Origin of the sequence: Thorsellia kenyensis, assembly GCF_042432445.1 — a bacterium.
In the GTDB taxonomy this organism is placed as follows: domain Bacteria; phylum Pseudomonadota; class Gammaproteobacteria; order Enterobacterales; family Thorselliaceae; genus Thorsellia; species Thorsellia kenyensis.
In genome coordinates this window covers 1-18,517 of record NZ_JBHLXE010000076.1, presented here as the reverse complement: position 1 = coordinate 18,517, position 18,517 = coordinate 1, and the positions used below count along the sequence as shown (strand labels likewise).

Here is an 18,517-nt window from a genome sequence, read left to right as displayed (position 1 = left end):
GGGCTTCATGTGAATATTGAACTAGCAACACAACAACTTATTACTGCGCTAGGCAGCGCGTCCAACATACAGGCTGCTTCACATTGTGCTACACGCCTAAGACTGGTTATAAAAGATGAGACGTTAATTGATGAGAAAAAAATTAACGCCATAGACATGGTAAAAGCGACCTTTTCGACAGGTGGACAATATCAAGTGATCTTAGGCACAGGCACAGTCAATCTGGTTTATAATATGCTGAGTAAACAATTGGATCTAGGTGAGATGTCAACAGAAAACGTCAAAACCGCAAGCTTTGAAAAACTGAATATAGTGCAGCGCTTTGTAAAAATGTTATCAGATATTTTTGTTCCCATAATTCCTGCTATTGTGGCAGGTGGTCTGTTGATGGGACTCAATAATATTCTGACTGCAAAAGATCTTTTTTATGCAGGTGAATCATTAATAGATAAAACCCCAGCTCTCACAGATTTAGCTAGCATGATCAATACCTTTGCTAATGCAGCATTCGTTTTTTTACCAGTTCTCATAGGTTTTTCAGCAACAAAAAGATTTGGGGGAAATGCCTATCTTGGTGCAGCACTTGGCATGATTATGGTTCACCCTGACTTAATGAATGCTTACGTGGCAAATAGTGCAACTGCTATTCCGTACTGGGATGTGTATGGCTTTCAAATTGAAAAATTAGGCTATCAGGGACAAGTATTGCCTGTATTGGTTGCCTCTTATGTGCTAGCTTTCTTTGAAAAATGTTTCAGGCGTTTTATTCCTGCGGCACTTGATATGTTATTAACACCTCTTTTCGCTCTTCTGGTTACAGGAATATTAACATTTACTCTACTAGGTCCTATCACTAGAGAATTAGGAGAATGGATAATGTTTGGCATTTTATGGCTTTTTAATTCTCTCGGGGCTATAGGCGGATTTTTATTTGGATTTTTTTATGCGCCGATAGTAATTACAGGGATGCACCATAGTTTTATTGCATTAGAAACGCAATTATTAGCTAACATAAGTGAAACTGGTGGATCATTCATTTTTCCAATAGCTGCTATGTCAAATGTAGCTCAAGGTGCAGCCGCACTGGCCACATTTTTTCTTATTAAAGAAGTAAAAATGAAAAGTGTTGCCTCAGCATCAGGTTTTTCAGCACTCCTAGGCATCACTGAACCTGCCATGTTTGGGGTTAATCTTAAATTACGCTATCCTTTTTATGCTGCTATTATTGGTTCTGGATTTGCTTGTGCCTTTATTGCTTATCAGGATGTACTTGCTGTCGCACTTGGGGCCGCGGGACTCCCTGGCATCATTTCGATTGCACCCCATTCACTTATTTCTTATGTGATAGGAATGTTCATTGCATTTGGAATTTCTTTTAGCTTAACTTTTCTTTTTGCTAAAAAACTCAAAAGGCAGTCTAATGAACAATAAAAAAACACAATTTAGCAGCATAAACCAGAAAATTGAATGGGATAGAGAAATTCGGTACACACCACTGACAGAAGTTAGTGCTTTTTTCCTTGAAACCCTAAAAACAAGGGTCACGAATGCGCCATGGCGACTTGGTTACCACATTCAGCCTACCTGCGGATTAATGAATGATCCAAATGGTTTTTGCTTTTTTGCGGGATATTATCACTTATTTTATCAGTGGTTTCCTCTAGGACCAGTTCACGGACTTAAGCATTGGTACCACGTTAAATCAAAAAATTTAATTGATTGGATTGATTGTGGCGTAGCTTTAGTCCCGAATGAAGCAATCAATTCTCATGGGGCTTACTCCGGAAGTGCCTTTATCCTAAATGAAGAGTTACATTTTTTTTATACTGCTAATAGAAGGGATACCAATTGGCAAAGAAGCTGCTCGCAGGTAATTGCAAAATTAGATTCAGATGGTTTTATCTATACTGTTAATGAGGCGATCTCTTCTATTCCCAGTGGCTACACTGAGCACTTTAGGGATCCTAAAGTATGGTACGAGGATAATACATTTTACGCAATAATTGGTGCGCAAAGTTCAATAAATTATAAAGGAACAGCCGTAATCTACTCATCTCGTGATGGCATAGAGTGGAAAATGCTTGGGGAAATACAAACCCAACTAGATGATTTTGGTTATATGTGGGAATGTCCTGATTATTTTACTTTAGACTTTGCTGGTGAAACCCATGGTATTTTAATTTTTTCACCTCAGGGAATAGAGGCACAAGAATATAAGTATCAAAATATCTATCAATCGGGGTATATTGTAGGATCACAGATCAATTTGCACAGTTTATCTTTCGTTCATGGTGAGTTTGAGGAGTTAGATTTTGGCTTTGATTTCTATGCCCCCCAAACGACTACAGCGCCAGATGGTCGAAGAATTTTATTTGCTTGGATGGGACTTCCTGAAATAGCGTACCCAACTGATAAGGATGGTTGGGCACACTGCATGACTTTACCTAGAGAACTTTATCTTTGTAACGGAAAAATAGTACAAAAACCAATAAAAGAGCTGGTCAATTTAAGGAAAAATCGTTTATTTCACAACGAAATAGTCGAAGATACATTCTTAGGTCGCTGCCAGACATTTGAATTAGAGGCATCCTGCTTAAATGGATTTACAAATTTTCAACTGGTTCTCTATGCAAGTAGTCCTGAATTTAACGCTAGTAAAGAAGAAAATACCCAACAACTCATCCTCCGTTATGATGCCAAAATACAATGCTTCATAATTGATAGAACAAATGCAGGGATTGTCTTTGCAACCGAATATGGCACAACACGGAAACTCTACCTTTCAAAACCTTTAACTCATATTCAGGTGTTTGGCGATTATTCCTCTCTCGAAGTTTTTATTAATGAAGGGGAAAGTGTAGCGTCGCTTAGACATTTTCCATCATTTCCTGAAAATAACAATCTTATTTGGAATGGGAGACATGCTAAAATGACACTATGGCAATACTAAATACAGAACTCTTTGACTTAAGTATTAGTCACATTTTGCTTTTACAATAATAGTATAAGGTACATATAATGAGAATTGGGATAGATTTAGGTGGCACAAAAGTAGAAGTCATTGCATTAGCAGATAATGGAATTGAAATTTTCAGACATCGCATAGACTCTCCGCAAGGTGATTATAATAAAACGATTGATGCTTTGGTTCATTTAGTTAATCTTACTGAACATGAAACAAATCTGAAAGGTACTGTTGGTCTAGGGATGCCAGGGACTATTTCTCCTTTCACGGGTAAAGTAAAAAATGCTAACTCAACCTGGCTAAATGGCCATGCAATTGATAAAGATCTATCATTAAGACTCAATAGGGAGATAAGGGTTGCTAACGACGCTAATTGCCTTGCTGTCTCAGAAGCGACTGATGGCGCTGGCCAAGGTAAAAATACCGTATTTGCTATTATTATTGGTACTGGTTGTGGTGCCGGTATTGCAATTGATGGAAAAGTTCACTCTGGTGCAAATGGTAATGCCGGCGAATGGGGACATAATCCATTACCTTGGATGAATTCTGATGACATTGCTTACAGTGACGATACTTTATGTTACTGTCAGAAAAGAGGCTGTATTGAAACTTTTATTTCAGGTACAGGATTTATGAATGATTATCAGCGTCTTTCTAATGGCCCAAGAATTAATGGAAGACTTATAATGGAAAAAGTTGAACAAAATTGCCCTATTGCCTCCAAAGCATTTGAAAATTATCAAATCAGACTTGGAAAAGCAATTGCACAGGTAATCAATCAACTTGATCCAGATGTATTTGTGCTGGGTGGCGGTATGAGTAACATAGATAAACTATATGATGCCTTGCCAGACCTAATTTTGCCTTGGGTTTTTGGCGGAGAATTTCAAACCCCAATTCTTAAAGCACAGCATGGCGATTCGAGCGGAGTCAGAGGTGCAGCTTGGCTTTGGCCTAAAGAATGATCATAATCTTTACTGAATGGTTTTTATTTTCTATTGAGTTATTTTAAATCATTCATTATCTTCAACAGAGTAAAAATATGAATCTAAGTCAAATTTACATTTTTAATTCAGGAAAGACTTCATAATAGCATGAATGCAAGCATAGCATTACTCTTTTCTCTGTATATACACAATTGATATCGAGGTGCAGGTTTTAGCATTACTTAAAACCAACTGAACGGAAGTGAGAACACAACTACGCCTGCAACTTAAGTCCAATATTTTAATGTCATTTGACTAAGTGTAAGAAGTCTCAAAAACACAAGTTATATACGAAAAGTGAGCAACATGAAATTTTATCGACTAGAAATGGGCTATTTTAATAGAAAGAAAAAAAGATCCTTCTTTATACCAAAGCCTAAGAGTATATAGCTAATTGCATGAGATAATTAAACACACATAAACATTAAATTTTTATTAAATTAATCGACAGAAGATTAAGACGCTAGTGCAACTTATTCTTCTGTCAGCATTTATGCTATTTAGAATTAGGAAAGAGAGTTGATTGATATTTTTGTAAGAAAACAGCAGGATCTAATGCATCACTGTCCTCATTTTCACGAATCAATATTGTTGCCTCCTGAGATAAAAATTTAGATATAGCCAAATTAATGCTTTCCTTAGACACAGAGCCAAGATACGCTTGTCGTAATTGTTGATAATCTTCAAGAGATATGTCTTGTATCCCATTTTGTTCAGCCTGAATTTTGTTATCAATTAATGTGGACAGCTCTGTTTTAGCATAAGTCGCAAATAGATTAGCCAGAGCTTCAGTTTTTAAATTGATAAGTTTTTTAAACTCTTCATCGGTTATTCCTTTTTCTTCAAGAACAACCAGTTGATTTAAAAACACTTGAAATTTATTCAGTAACTCGTTTTGAGGATAACTGATACCAATACCACATAACTGGCGCTGGAAGGCAACATTACAATCAATATTAAGTTTGAGTTTATCATTATTCTCAACGCCAAGCTCTTTATTGATTCGGGTAAAAATTGCTTCTCTTGCTAATTCCATCTCCCACCACTTTTCTAAGGCTCTAGACGATTTAATGGGTTGCCACTGGCTGTCCCAATAAAGAGAAATGATAGGATGTTCTAAAGCAGGTTTAAGTGTAACTGAATCTTCTTTGACCGTAGCTAAAATAGCTCCTCCACGCAGAGGTTGTAAAACGGCCACCGGTGCATTTTTTCCACGCACTCCGGTTAGTTTAGCAAAACTTTTATTAATTTCTTCTGTAAGAATTCGATTATCAATTTTCCCTGCAACGAATAATTTCATTGCATCAGGAGTAATCCAGCTTGAGTGGAATTTTTCAATTTTTTCCCTCTCAAGTAAAAAACTTTCTAATGAGGGTTCAGCTCCAACTAATACAGAATCATGGATTCGATTCAACCAAAATGTATCTCTTGGATTTAATGGCTTAGTTACCATCAAATGACTTTGTTCTATTTTTGAGATAGGTTGTTCAATAATAGTGTTTTCATCAAAACTTATTAGTTGATTCATCATCTGGATAGCTGATTTAACAGACTCATTAGAGCCATTTTCTCGAACCTTCATGCTAATAATCACTTCATCATAGCCAAGAGTGACTAGTGGTTGACTGTCCGCACTAAAATACTCAAGAGTTCCTTTTTGTTTAGCAATATTCGAGGACAATAGCGTAGTTAAAGCCCCTTTTTCATCTAATGATTCTAAAAGTGTTCCTGCTGAAATGACTAAGCGTAATTCAACAGGATCATTAGGTCTTTGAGTTGCTTGTGTAGAATATAAAGTGAATCCATTTTCAAAAACTTGCTTAGACCAGGCTGGATCAGAATTTAAAGGTTTCGCTATAGCATTAGAGAAAAAGAGTAAGGTAAATGTGCTAAATAGAACGGTTTTAAGTCCATTTTTAGCCGTAGGGGAAACTTTTTTTACTATCTTTTTTGTATGAGTTAAAACGTTTAAGCGAATAAAAATATGATTGATTCTTTTGACGATTTTATTTGGTATTAGGACTCTTGTCATAACAACCCTCTTTTTAATGTTTTTCATTCAATTTGGTACTGCCATAATACAATTTTTTGATTTTTTTATCTGTTTTTTATGACATTTATATGGGTATATCATAACACGTCTTATAAGTAACGCATTAAGAAGTTGGTTTTAAATTATAGTTTTTATGATTTACTTAGCATAACCTCATCTTTTGAAGAAAATTACTTGTATCAGTATTTCTATGCTAATATTTTAAGTTCTTATCGACTAAAAATAAAACTATTTCCTGTCAAGTCATTATAACACAGTGCATTTTGAAGATTAAAAAATAGTGTATCGTTCAGACTTGAAATTGTTTGAATTCTTTTCATTTGACTATTTTGGCAACTGTTTGATTGAATTTTGATGATGTAATCATTATACCGAAGCCGCACAGCTTATATCAGGTTAAGAACACTGTATACTTGTATCTTGTTTAAACCAGTTTGACTTAATTATATAGGGATAGTTTTACGTTTAATGAATTTAGCATTTATTGGCATTTATTAGCATTTATTGGCATTTATTAGCATTCAAGGTTATGGTTTTTCCTTGTTTTTTGCACTTAAAAACTGTTAAGATGAACTTTATTTTTAGGATAGTAATTGCTTGGGAATTATGTGACTGACTTTCAATTTTTAACTCGCCTCGAATATTCAGGGTTTAGGCTTCCAATTATTTGCCACAGTCTACCAGATTCTGTTCACCAGCATATTTTTGCCCTTGAAAAAGTCCTGATGTCTAATAACATGACATATGAAATTATTGACTGCTCCTCGCAATTAGTAATGCAAAACCAAATCAAATCATTAGGCAAAGAAACAAAACATGTTATTGTTAATGCTACTAAGGGAATTCATTTAAAAGGATTCCTTGCTTTAATAGGAAAATTAACAAGTACAAGCCTCTTTTTTTTATTCATTCCTCCAAAATCAGTTATCAATACCATAAATGATAACTCGGCAAGTAGCTGGTTCAATTTCAACTACCATGAGGCAGATTACTTCATATCAGCGCCAATATTTAATGCGTTTCTTTATTCGATTCTTGACAAAATTAAAGCTTGTATCCAGATTGATGCAGCCACTTTTAATTGGAATGATTTACCCTCTTCTTTGGGCCAACATGTAAATAATTTCTGCCACGATCCCTTTTCGCTCCCTAGAAATGGGCAATTAACTAAAGAACAAGGCGCTATTTTTAATGCTATAATTAATTCCGATGAACAAATCATACTCTTAAGTGCAAAACGAGGTAGAGGAAAAACATTCACTCTACATCATCTTATCTATTTTTTAATTCATCAAAATAAGCGACTTTTATTGACGGGCAACAGAAAATCGCTCTATCAAGCTAATGAAAAACACAAGCAATGGCATATTCCAAATGGTTTAGATATGAGTGAGTATTTTCTGGCACCTGAGGTGGTAGATAAAAGCATAGATTATCATATTCAAAACTCAGCAAATTATCCTTATTCTGAATGGCTTATCATAGACGAAGCTGCAATGATCTCTTTTAGTTCCATAAAAAAATGGATACCTTACTTTAATAAGGTACTTTTAGTTACTACATTAGATGGCTATGAGGGCAGCGGTCAAGCCTTAAAGGTTAAACTAGCAAACATCAGCAATAAAATTAATTATCAAACGCTAAATCAACCTATTCGTTTTAGTCTACATTGTCCTCTGAATCGGCTTTCAGAATCGTTGATGATAGCTAATTCTTCAGCACTTCCAGCGCTCTTCAAAAAAGCCACTGCTCAACTGAATGCTTGCCAAAAATATAATGCCACATCTCTAGAAAATCTAAAAGATAACTCTATGTTTAAGCAATCAAAAACAAGTTCGTTTCAATGTTCCTCTAGGAAGGATATCACCTTAAGTAACGCATTACAGAATAATAATAATGAATTAATCAATAATCACTTAAAAAAAATTAATTTTTCGATTATCAAAAATTTTGATATTCATTTATTATCTTTAGCTCAAACCCTTTATTATTTCTTTAAACACATTCATTACCAAACAACGCCAAATGATTTAAGGCGCTTATTAGACGGACAAAATCAATGCTTTTTTATTGCTTCAGATAAGACTTTAAAAAGTGCTGATGCGATTAAAAACCTGGATGTTCTTCCAATTAAAGCAGCATCTTGGGTTTTATTTGAAGGCGGAGCATCTATTGATTTAGCAAAAAAAATCTGGTTAGGAGAAAGAAGACCTAAAGCCAATTTGGTAGCTCAATCACTAGCTACACATGCTAACAACCCTATATTTCCCTCACTTAGAGGAATGAGAATAAGCCGAATTGGTGTACTCCCTTTTTACAGAAGAGTTGGCTTAGCTTCACAATTGGTCAAAAAAATTATCTCTGAGGCGAAGCAGTTAGATATTGACTATGTTTCGGTGAGTTTCGGTTTTGAAAATGAGTTATTCGAGTTTTGGTTGAAACAAGGGTTTACTCTTGTACACATAAGTCATCGCGCGGATGCTAGTAGCGGCGAGCCAAGTGTGATGATGCTATACCCTATTTCATCTGTAGGCATAAGTGAAACAGTACACTGCATAAACTATTTTAACGCCTATTGCGATGTTATTAAAAAATTAACTTCGCCTACTAAATACGGTATATTTACTCACTTGTCTGATTTAATTGAAAGACTCTCATCTAACACACACACATACCAGCATGAATTAAACAATCAATTAAACAATGAATTAGCCAATAAACCTACACGTTTTGAATATCACCCTATCTATTGTTTATGCGCTTTTGCATTTCATCATAAAACATTCTTGACAACCCTACCTGCATTTATCTACCTTTTGACCGAGAATTCATTATTTTTACCCAAGGTGTTCAAAGACTTTTGGGATCAGTTCATCGAAAATGGTGAATTCCCTACCAAAAGTCAAACTCAACAATTAAGAAAAATAGTAGGCATTTTTCTTAATGAATACTTTTATAATGATGTTATTAATTTTAATCATTGGATAAGCGATTCAACTTCTTTTATAATAGAATAATAGATACTCTTAATTCATAGGATAATCTTCGCAAATAATCTAACAGTTTGCACTCTGGCTTGCTGTTACGCTTTTTTTACAATTTCTACAGGTTATAACGACATGCCATCATCTTTTGATCCAAAATCATCCAACTCGCAAATAGACAGCCATGCCTCAACTCATTCTTCTTGTATCATCATAGGTATTGCAGGGGCTTCAGCATCTGGAAAAACCTTACTTGCAGATACATTATACAAAGAGTTAAAAGCAGATGTAGGTAAAGAATGGATCGACATCATCGCAGAAGACAGTTACTATAAGTGTCAAGATCACTTAACTTTTGAAGACAGAATAAAAACAAATTATGACCACCCAAACGCAATGGATCATGACCTTTTAATTCAACATTTGAATTCCCTCAAAGCGGGTAATGCTGTAGAGATCCCTCAATACGATTATGTTACTCACACTCGCAAAAAAGAGACCAAAACATTTACATCAAAAAGAGTGATAATTATCGAAGGAATATTATTACTTACGGATAAAAGAATTAGAGATGCACTTAATTTTTCCATATTCGTTGATACCCCTCTAGATATTTGTTTAATTCGACGCATGCAAAGGGACATGAATGAACGTGGGCGTTCAATGGAATCTGTCATCGCACAATACCGTGCTACTGTTAGACCCATGTATTTGCAATTTATAGATCCCTCAAAACAATTTGCAGATGTAATTATCCCTAAAGGCGGAAAAAATAGACGGGCTATCGAAATGCTTAAAGCTCAAATAAAAACATTTTTTATCAACTAAGCTGAGACTAGTCTACTCTTAATATAAAAAGAATGGATTAACTCACGTTGTAATTAATTTAATTTCAAAATTTTATTTTTTAATTCAGTCATTCAATCTAATGATAGCTCACCCTACCAAAATCTCATGAATGTAGGGAGAGCTAAATTAACAAAATATCAGCTATCTACCACTAAATAACTTATCTAACCCTTCAATAAGTTCTTTTTTAGGTTTATTATAAAAAATACCACTACAGAATTCTTCTTTTTTTGTTATTTGTTCACAACTTACTATTGTTTCCATAGTCCCACTATTTAACGGGATAGGAGATGAATCTAACTGAATATTCTTATCTAATGCTCTTATGAATAGGTAATAAACGCCACCAAAATGCGTATCATAGTCATATGCGCTTAACCTATGCCTTAAAAATCTATGTAGGGCTAATGTATATAATTGATATTGTAAATCATACCTATGCAAAATCATGGCTTGCTCTAATGCTTCTTGGTTATAATCATTAATATCGTCTCCTAAATAATTGGATTTGTAATCCACAATATAATATTTATTATTATGGACAAAAACTAAATCTATAAACCCCTGAAGCATTCCCTCAACATCAGCAAAGTTAAGTTCTTTAGATTTACTTGAAAGTTGATCATAAGAATTGAGCAAATAATTTAACTCTTTTGAACTGACACTTTTTCGTATTGATAAATGAAAATGCAACTCTTTGAGCTGATGCGCCTTAGGGATTGCAGATAAAGCAACATGAGCAACTGGTAATTGATAGTTATAAATAGATAACAGCCACTCATATAGAGGTTTTTGCCAAACATTCAAATCAATCAGCTGGGAAGGATTATGCTTTGAAAAATAGTGATTAAATTCCTCAAAAATTGCCTGCCAAGCGATTTGATGAGAGTCATCATCTCCTAAATATTTTTCTAAATCTTCTAAAAGGCTATGTAAAAAAATTCCAGGCCTAGAGCCGCGGGGAAATGAAAATGCATTTAGTTGCTGATTTTTGTTAAGGAGAATATCATCAGTATGCTCAAGCCCATTCTCTATATTGCGTATTTCATTGCCCAATAATTCCTCGAATTTATGTGTTATCTTCGGTTCATAAGTGGTTTGGGTTGTTTTAGATAAATAGATTAGACTTGAATAACTTGATATCCTCCAATTTTCTTTCAGTTGTCGTGTAAATTGCTTTAAAACTAATTTTTCATTCAAGGGCGACTCTGCATCTAAAGACTTTAATTCAGTATATTTAATATTATTGATCAATTCGATAGAAGTAGATTCCCCCTCTTTACTGCGCAAAATAAGTGATTCTATACATTCATTAAATCTAGGTAATGCACACTCTTTATCTTCAGTGTTAGAAGCCATCTTATGTCCATTAAGTAATAAATGCCCTACACTTGTTGAAAAAGTAATCGCCTTATCTTCTTTCGAGTTTTTAGCTTTCATTAAATGGCTGAGTCCAATCACGCAGTGATATTTTGCACGTGTCAAAGCGACATAAGATAAGCGAATATTTTCTGTCAGTAATTCATACTCAATGGCCTGAGATTTTTGCTTAGATGGCTCAACAGAAACATCGGTAACTTTCATATGCAAATCTTCATGAACATAGGCCAATATTTTAGCCTTATCACCACTATCAAGCGAGTGAAACAACATTGCAAAAGGATGGACAACAATTGGAAATTCGAGACCTTTTGATTTATGAATAGTAATTATTTTAATTAAGTTTTTGTTGCTCTCTAGCCTTAGTTGAAAGTCATCTTTAGCTAAGGTGGTTTTTTGTGTTTGCTCTACAAGCCAATTAATCAACTCAAAACCACTTTCGAAATTTGACTCAATTGATTGCAATAGCTCGGCTAAATGCAAGTAGTCTAATAAAATTCTTTCTCCTAATCCTGCTGCTTGCCACGCTTTAGCCAAATCATAATCAAGTAAAATAGCACGAAGTACGGCCATTATACCATTTTGAAGCCATTTATCATGGTAGCCTTTAAACTTAACCATTAATGCTTCGAGAAATTCGTCATTTTCTCTTAATTCAAATATTTCCTTAGCATTTTTTTGGAATAATCCCGAACCGTAGGCCTCAAGTAGAAGCTTATCATTACTAGGCATATTAATGGCTTTTAATAATCTTAAAACATCTATAGCTAAATCGGTTTTAAATACAGAGGTTTCACCAGACAAATATACGCTTTGAATCCCTCTTTTACTTAATGACTCATTGATATAGTCTGATTCAGGTTTACTCCTCACAATAATGCAAATATCACTGACATCAAGATTTTTGGTAAGGCCATTTTTATCAATAAAATAGGCCTTGCCCTCTCTAGCTAAATTTAACCAGTTCGCAATGATGTTTGCTACTTTTTCTGACATCTCTTGCTTATATTCATTTAAAGACAATAGTTCATCTGAGACTAATAAACCAAGGCCAGGCTGAGACTCTCCTTCAACAACAAACTCTAAATTATTATTCTCCTTTGCCTTTTTGACTTTAAGAAAAGGGATCTCCTCAAACAAAAAAGGAGATTTTTCTGCACTAAATAAGGCATTCACTGAGTCGATCACTTTAGGCGAAGAACGATAATTTGTGTCTAGTGTATAGTGCCTGGTAGTCTCTTTTTTTGCTGACATATATGCATAGATATCAGCACCGCGAAAAGAGTAAATGGCTTGTTTAGGATCCCCTATCAAAATTAATAATGGCAAATGATCCTTTTGAAAGGATGAACTATAGAGTGATGAGAATATGCTAAATTGATTAAAATCCGTATCTTGGAACTCATCAATTAATGCTACCGGGTACTGTTCTTGGATCAAACGCTTGAGTTCATGCGTATCATCCTTTTGAATTGCGCAGTCTAGTCGAAAAATTAAGTCATCAAACGTTAAGATCCCTTCTTTTGTTTTGAGTTGACTATAACTTTCTCCAATCGTTAATGTAGCAAGTTTTAATAAATTGGCCTTTAAAAAATCAGATAAATTAAGGGCTAAGTACTCATCGATTAATTCGAAAAGTCGCATTTTTGGAGGATTAAAATTTTTTTTCGTTTTGTTTATTAAATTTTCTTGTCCAAGACTTGCTATATCTTTAGGTGGTGAAGCGATTGCAGGCGAAACCACCCAATTGTTCATCTCATCCACTAAGGACTCTATTTTACCTGCAGGAAAACTTCGACCGTTCAAGCAAGAATAATTTGCGATTAATGCATTTAATTCTGACGTAGGGGAATTGATTGCTTCACGCCACGCTTTCTTGAGGGGTTCAACTGAATTTACTTCTAAACTCAAATAGTTCTCTTGTAAAAATAGTATTTTTTCCTTTAGCGTAGAATATTGATCAAACTGCTCTTTAGTATAGATTGAAGTTTTATTATTACTATTAGCAGACAATTGTTCTGAATTAAGGGGTTGACTTTTGACTATTTCATCTAAATATTCAGGAAGATTTCCAGATAAAAAATCTTTAATGTAGCCTTGCAATTCAGAAGGTGATTTGAAACAATTTAAAATAGCATGATGAAAGCGCTCTGTCACCTGATAGCAAATTGTCCGCCAAAAATCTTCTACAACCTGACGAACCAATGCGCTGTCATTTTCAAGCAACGTCAAATTAAACAAGTTATTAGACTCTAGGGCAAGTTCATTTAAAGCTTTTTGCGCAAAGCCATGAATGGTAAAGATAGACGCTTTATCCATCTCCTGTTCAGCAAGTAACAAAATGTCAATCGCCTCAGCAAGCCGATTTTGTAAAACCAATTGATCGAGTATCGGAGTAAATCTTGATTTTTGAGTTAAAAGAGGTGAAGCATGATGTCTTATACATTCAATTCTTAATTCATGAATATTCGCACGAATTCGTGACTTTAATTCTTCTGTAGCCGCTTTAGTAAAAGTAACAACTAAAATCTTCTCTACACTTAAGGGGAATGTAAAAACATTACTTTCACGAATACCGAGTAACAATCTTAAATACAAAAGCGAAATGGTATAAGTTTTTCCTGTTCCAGCTGAAGCTTCTATCAATATAGTTCCATCTAACTCAACAGTAAAAGGATCTAAAGATTGCATCATTACAGTGGAATTGTTCTTTTTTTGAGTAACCGCCATGAAAGCTCCTGCTGGATTTATATTGATAAAATCAAGAGTTATTTTAAAATTTTTAGGCAATTTTTTTTTAAAAATTTTTTCTAAAAAAAGCTAATAGTCATTTACGCTTGAAGGAAGTCAAGCTTTTTTTATAAAAAAATACGCTTGAAAAAATTTTAAAAACACTCTATCTTGTTGTCTTAGGCAAGCAAAAACACTACATATAGTGTCTTTAATAAAACTACCCACTATCCGAATAAACACTTACTTTTACTAATAAACCCTATACTATTGGCAAGGCTAAATCATGACTCATACTCTTATGGTCACAAAACGTGACGGCAGAAAAGAAAAGATTAACTTAGATAAAATTCATCGCGTAATAAAATGGGCGACAGAAAATCTAAAAGATGTCTCGGCTTCTCAGATAGAGTTGAAAGCGAGAATTCAATTCTATGATGGAATCAGAACCTCTGACATTCATGAGACATTGATTAAGGCTGCAGCCGATCTTATTTCAAAAGAATCACCTGACTATCAATATGCTGCAGCACGCTTAGCAATATATCATCTGCGCAAAAAAGCATACGGTGAATTCACTCCTCCTTCACTATATGATCATGTTTATAAATTAGTCAATATGGGTAAGTATGATAAACATATTCTAGCAGATTATTCTAAGGAAGAATTAGATATCCTTGATAAATACATAGATCATGAAAGAGATATGAATTTTTCTTATGCTGCGGTCAAGCAATTAGAAGGAAAATATTTAGTGCAAAATCGTGTGACGGGCGAAATTTATGAAAGCGCACAATTCTTGTACATATTAGTATCCGCTTGTCTATTTGCAAACTACGACAGAGACACTCGTCTTGATTATGTTAAACGTTTTTATGATGCAGTATCTTCATTTAAAATTTCTTTACCTACACCCATCATGTCTGGTGTAAGAACCCCAACAAGACAATTCAGTTCATGTGTGCTTATTGAATGTGACGACAGTTTAGATTCAATCAATGCAACAGCGAGCTCTATAGTGAAATATGTGTCACAAAGAGCTGGAATAGGCATTAATGCAGGTAGAATCAGAGCACTTGGTAGTTCTATTAGAGGCGGAGAAGCTTTTCATACAGGGTGCATTCCATTTTATAAGCATTTTCAAACTGCCGTAAAATCATGTTCTCAAGGCGGAGTTAGAGGAGGGGCTGCAACACTTTTCTATCCTCTTTGGCATCTTGAGGTTGAAAGTCTTTTAGTGCTTAAAAATAACCGCGGCGTTGAACAAAACAGAGTTCGTCATCTCGACTATGGCGTGCAAATAAATAAATTAATGTATGAACGTCTTATAAAAAATGATGTGATTACACTATTTAGTCCTTCAGATGTACCAGGTCTTTATGACGCATTTTTTGCCGATCAAGAGGAATTTGAACGTTTGTATAAACTATACGAACAAGACACTACCATCAGAAAAGAACAAGTTAAAGCTGTTGATCTGTTTTCTTTAATGCTGCAAGAAAGAGCGTCAACAGGCCGAATTTATATTCAAAATGTCGATCATTGCAATACCCATAGCCCATTCGATCCGAAAGTAGCGCCCGTCAGACAATCTAACTTATGTCTTGAAATTGCTTTACCTACTAACCCATCTAATGATATTAACGATCCTGAAGGAGAAATTGCTTTATGTACTTTATCAGCATTTAACCTTGGAGCAATTGACTCTTTAGATGAATTAGAAAATCTTGCTGATTTAGCTGTCAGAGCTCTTGATTCACTATTAGATTATCAGGACTACCCTTTAGCCGCTGCTCGTCGTGGCTCTATAGGAAGAAGAACATTAGGAATTGGGGTCATTAATTTCGCCTACTATTTAGCAAAAAATGGCATGCGTTATTCTGATGGTAGTGCTAACCACTTAACTCATAAAACATTCGAAGCAATTCAATATTATTTGCTCAAAGCATCAAACAACTTAGCGAAAGAATTTGGCGCATGTCCTTGGTTTGATCAAACTACCTATTCCAAAGGTATTTTACCTATTGATACTTACAAAAAAAATATTGATACCTTCTGCCAGGAATCTCTTCATTTAGATTGGGAAACATTAAGAGAAAATATTAAAGCTCATGGATTAAGAAACTCGACTCTTTCTGCTTTAATGCCATCAGAAACCTCTTCGCAGATATCAAATGCGACCAATGGCATAGAACCACCAAGAGGACACATAAGCATAAAAGCATCAAAAGACGGCATTTTAAAGCAAGTTGTTCCTGAATATGAAAGATTGAAAGAACAATACGAATTGTTATGGGATATGCCTAGTAATGAAGGATATATAAAGCTAGTCGCCATCATGCAAAAGTTTGTCGACCAAGCTATTTCATCAAATACTAATTATGATCCTAGACGTTTCCCTGGTGAAAAAGTACCAATGAAACAGTTAATGAATGATTTATTAACAGCCTATAAATTTGGCCTTAAAACGCTTTATTATCATAATACACGTGATGGTGCTGATGACGTTCAAGAAGATATCCATGACAGTAGACTTCCTGAATTACAAGATATGACTTCGGATGCTGATGATGATTGTGAAGGCGGCGGATGCAAAATTTGATAACTTGTGTGTTTCGTTACGAATTATCATGCTGTTAATTGTTGATTCTAAGCTAAAAAAAGACAGATTCCCCTGATAACCATCAATTATTTATTGTAACTTGGTATCTGCCCCCTAGCTTTGATTATCGTGCATATAATTTTGTAAACTCTGAATTTTTCAATAAAATCAAATTTTACTGACTACGCTTTCATAATAACAAATACTGGTATAATGGTGTGCATTAAATTATTTTGCCGATAAATCGTCAATATATACAAAATAGAGGATTACTTAAAATGTTTTATACTACGTTTTCTAAAGTTCAAAATGATCAATTGCTAGAACCTATGTTTTTTGGTCAATCAGTGAATGTTGCGCGTTACGATCAACAAAAATATGAAATTTTTGAAAAGTTAATAGAAAAGCAACTCTCATTCTTTTGGCGTCCTGAAGAAGTAGATGTTTCTAAAGATAGAATTGATTATAATAATTTACCAGATCATGAAAAGCACATTTTTATTAGTAATTTAAAGTACCAAACATTGTTAGATTCTATACAAGGCCGTAGCCCTAATGTGGCCTTGCTTCCAATCATATCAATCCCTGAATTAGAAACATGGGTTGAAACTTGGGCATTTTCTGAAACGATACATTCTCGTTCTTATACCCATATCATCAGAAATGTAATGAACGATCCGAGCATTGTCTTTGATGATATTGTAACCAACAATGAAATCTCTAAGCGTGCTGATGACATTTCTAAGTATTATGATGATTTAATACACCTAACAGGTTTGTACCACCAGTTTGGGGAAGGCAATCATACTTTAAATGGTCACTCCGTCAATGTGGATTTAACTGAACTTAAAAAAAGATTATATCTGTGTTTAATGAGCGTTAATGCACTGGAAGCCATTAGATTTTATGTGAGCTTTGCTTGCTCATTTGCTTTCGCGGAAAGAGAATTAATGGAAGGTAATGCTAAAATCATTAAATTAATCGCTCGTGATGAGGCCCTTCATTTGACAGGAACACAGCACATGCTTAATATTTTACGTTCAGGTAAAGATGATCCTCAAATGGCTGATATCGCTAAAGAGTGTGAAGCTGAATGTTTTAATCTCTTTTTAAAAGTCGCTCAGCAAGAAAAAGATTGGGCTGAATATTTGTTTAAAGATGGCTCTATGATCGGACTTAATAAAGATATACTTTGCCAGTATGTAGAATATATTACTAATATTCGTATGCAAGCAGTTGGACTTCCAATGGCATTTGATGCCAAAAGTAATCCGATTCCTTGGATCAATGCTTGGTTAGTGTCTGATAATGTTCAGGTCGCACCGCAAGAAGTGGAAGTCAGTTCTTATCTTGTTGGACAAATAGATTCTGAAGTTGATGCCTCTGAATTTAAAGACTTTGAGCTCTAAATACAACAATGAATGATTGCCTTACTGTGTGTAGAATAAAATTACTTTGTCAAGATAAAACCATTTCATATGAAAGTAATGAATCTTGTTTACTTGATACATTAAAAAAAAATGAGATTTTCATTGAATTTCAATGCACAGAAGGCTTTTGTGGTGCGTGTAGGACTAAAAAAGTCAGTGGAGAGGTTGCCTATCATACAGAACCACTTGCCTATTTGAATGATAAAGAGATTTTGCCGTGCTGCTGTCGCCCTTTAACTGATTTGGAATTAGAAATTTGAACTACTGAATTTTTAACTCTAAGTTCTAAACGCTCAACATAAGCTATTCTATTGCTTGCTCTTAAAAATTTATTCTGATTCCAGTTATACTAAGAACAATTGATAAATATATCAAATGGCTTCATTATAACTGAGACAATTGCAAAATGATGCATCGGTAAATTAAAGTCATATAAACAGGCAATCTATAACAATCTCTGAGAATTGGATTGCGTGGATTTGTATAATAAGTGCATAGCCGCTGTCAGTCGCATTGTATTAATTGAGGGTCGAAAAGA

10 protein-coding genes are annotated in these 18,517 nt (G+C 34.5%); 8 read left to right on the top strand and 2 right to left on the bottom strand.

Going from position 1 to position 18,517, the window contains the following annotated elements; genetic code table 11:
* The first annotated feature begins 9 nt into the window (after window positions 1-9).
* From ACFFIT_RS06740 to mak, 3 genes are all read left to right on the top strand, one after another.
* Window positions 10-1,431: a sucrose-specific PTS transporter subunit IIBC gene (locus ACFFIT_RS06740; RefSeq protein ID WP_385876888.1), complete on the top strand. Its 1,422-nt coding sequence runs from the start codon at window positions 10-12 to the stop codon at window positions 1,429-1,431.
* The gene (locus tag ACFFIT_RS06735; protein ID WP_385876887.1) at window positions 1,421-2,950 is read left to right on the top strand and encodes a sucrose-6-phosphate hydrolase; all 1,530 of its coding nucleotides are present in this window, start codon (window positions 1,421-1,423) and stop codon (window positions 2,948-2,950) included. Before ACFFIT_RS06740 ends, ACFFIT_RS06735 begins: the two co-directional genes overlap by 11 nt.
* Before the next feature lie 68 nt (window positions 2,951-3,018).
* Complete coding sequence (mak, locus tag ACFFIT_RS06730; protein WP_385876886.1) at window positions 3,019-3,930, top strand: fructokinase; 912 nt, start codon at window positions 3,019-3,021, stop codon at window positions 3,928-3,930.
* A 517-nt stretch (window positions 3,931-4,447) separates the two neighbouring features.
* Here the strand turns inward: mak and ACFFIT_RS06725 are convergent.
* Window positions 4,448-5,983, bottom strand: coding sequence for an insulinase family protein (locus ACFFIT_RS06725; protein WP_385876885.1), 1,536 nt, complete (start codon window positions 5,981-5,983; stop codon window positions 4,448-4,450).
* Window positions 5,984-6,597: 614 nt separating this feature from the next.
* Here ACFFIT_RS06725 and ACFFIT_RS06720 point away from each other — a divergent pair.
* Window positions 6,598-9,021 carry a tRNA(Met) cytidine acetyltransferase TmcA domain-containing protein gene (locus ACFFIT_RS06720; protein ID WP_385876884.1) on the top strand — a complete coding sequence of 808 codons (2,424 nt, stop codon included), beginning with the start codon at window positions 6,598-6,600 and terminating at the stop codon, window positions 9,019-9,021.
* A 102-nt stretch (window positions 9,022-9,123) separates the two neighbouring features.
* Window positions 9,124-9,816, top strand: a complete 693-nt coding sequence (gene udk / locus ACFFIT_RS06715; RefSeq protein WP_385876883.1) for a uridine kinase — start codon at window positions 9,124-9,126, stop codon at window positions 9,814-9,816.
* A 162-nt stretch (window positions 9,817-9,978) separates the two neighbouring features.
* On the opposite strand, the gene recB is transcribed toward udk, so the two are convergent.
* The gene (recB, locus tag ACFFIT_RS06710; protein ID WP_385876882.1) at window positions 9,979-13,947 is read right to left on the bottom strand and encodes an exodeoxyribonuclease V subunit beta; all 3,969 of its coding nucleotides are present in this window, start codon (window positions 13,945-13,947) and stop codon (window positions 9,979-9,981) included.
* A 286-nt stretch (window positions 13,948-14,233) separates the two neighbouring features.
* Between recB and nrdA the strand changes: the two genes are divergently transcribed.
* The 3 genes from nrdA (at window position 14,234) to yfaE (ending at window position 18,239) form a co-directional block, all read left to right on the top strand.
* Entirely contained in the window at window positions 14,234-16,549 is a 2,316-nt protein-coding gene (nrdA, locus tag ACFFIT_RS06705) for a class 1a ribonucleoside-diphosphate reductase subunit alpha (protein WP_385876881.1), read from the top strand.
* A gap of 278 nt (window positions 16,550-16,827) precedes the next feature.
* Complete coding sequence (nrdB, locus tag ACFFIT_RS06700) at window positions 16,828-17,958, top strand: class Ia ribonucleoside-diphosphate reductase subunit beta (RefSeq protein WP_385876880.1); 1,131 nt, start codon at window positions 16,828-16,830, stop codon at window positions 17,956-17,958.
* A gap of 26 nt (window positions 17,959-17,984) precedes the next feature.
* Entirely contained in the window at window positions 17,985-18,239 is a 255-nt protein-coding gene (gene yfaE / locus ACFFIT_RS06695; RefSeq protein WP_385876879.1) for a class I ribonucleotide reductase maintenance protein YfaE, read from the top strand.
* Window positions 18,240-18,517: the final 278 nt, after the last annotated feature.

What these genes read in the sequence shown, in the direction of transcription:
- ACFFIT_RS06735 (WP_385876887.1), top strand. Translation starts at nt 1,421, where the DNA reads ATGAACAATAAAAAAACACAATTTAGCAGCATAAACCAGAAAATTGAA.
- udk (WP_385876883.1), top strand. Translation starts at nt 9,124, where the DNA reads ATGCCATCATCTTTTGATCCAAAATCATCCAACTCGCAAATAGACAGC.
- nrdA (WP_385876881.1), top strand. Translation starts at nt 14,234, where the DNA reads ATGACTCATACTCTTATGGTCACAAAACGTGACGGCAGAAAAGAAAAG.
- nrdB (WP_385876880.1), top strand. Translation starts at nt 16,828, where the DNA reads ATGTTTTATACTACGTTTTCTAAAGTTCAAAATGATCAATTGCTAGAA.
- recB (WP_385876882.1), bottom strand. Translation starts at nt 13,947, where the DNA reads ATGGCGGTTACTCAAAAAAAGAACAATTCCACTGTAATGATGCAATCT.
- ACFFIT_RS06725 (WP_385876885.1), bottom strand. Translation starts at nt 5,983, where the DNA reads ATGACAAGAGTCCTAATACCAAATAAAATCGTCAAAAGAATCAATCAT.
- mak (WP_385876886.1), top strand. Translation starts at nt 3,019, where the DNA reads ATGAGAATTGGGATAGATTTAGGTGGCACAAAAGTAGAAGTCATTGCA.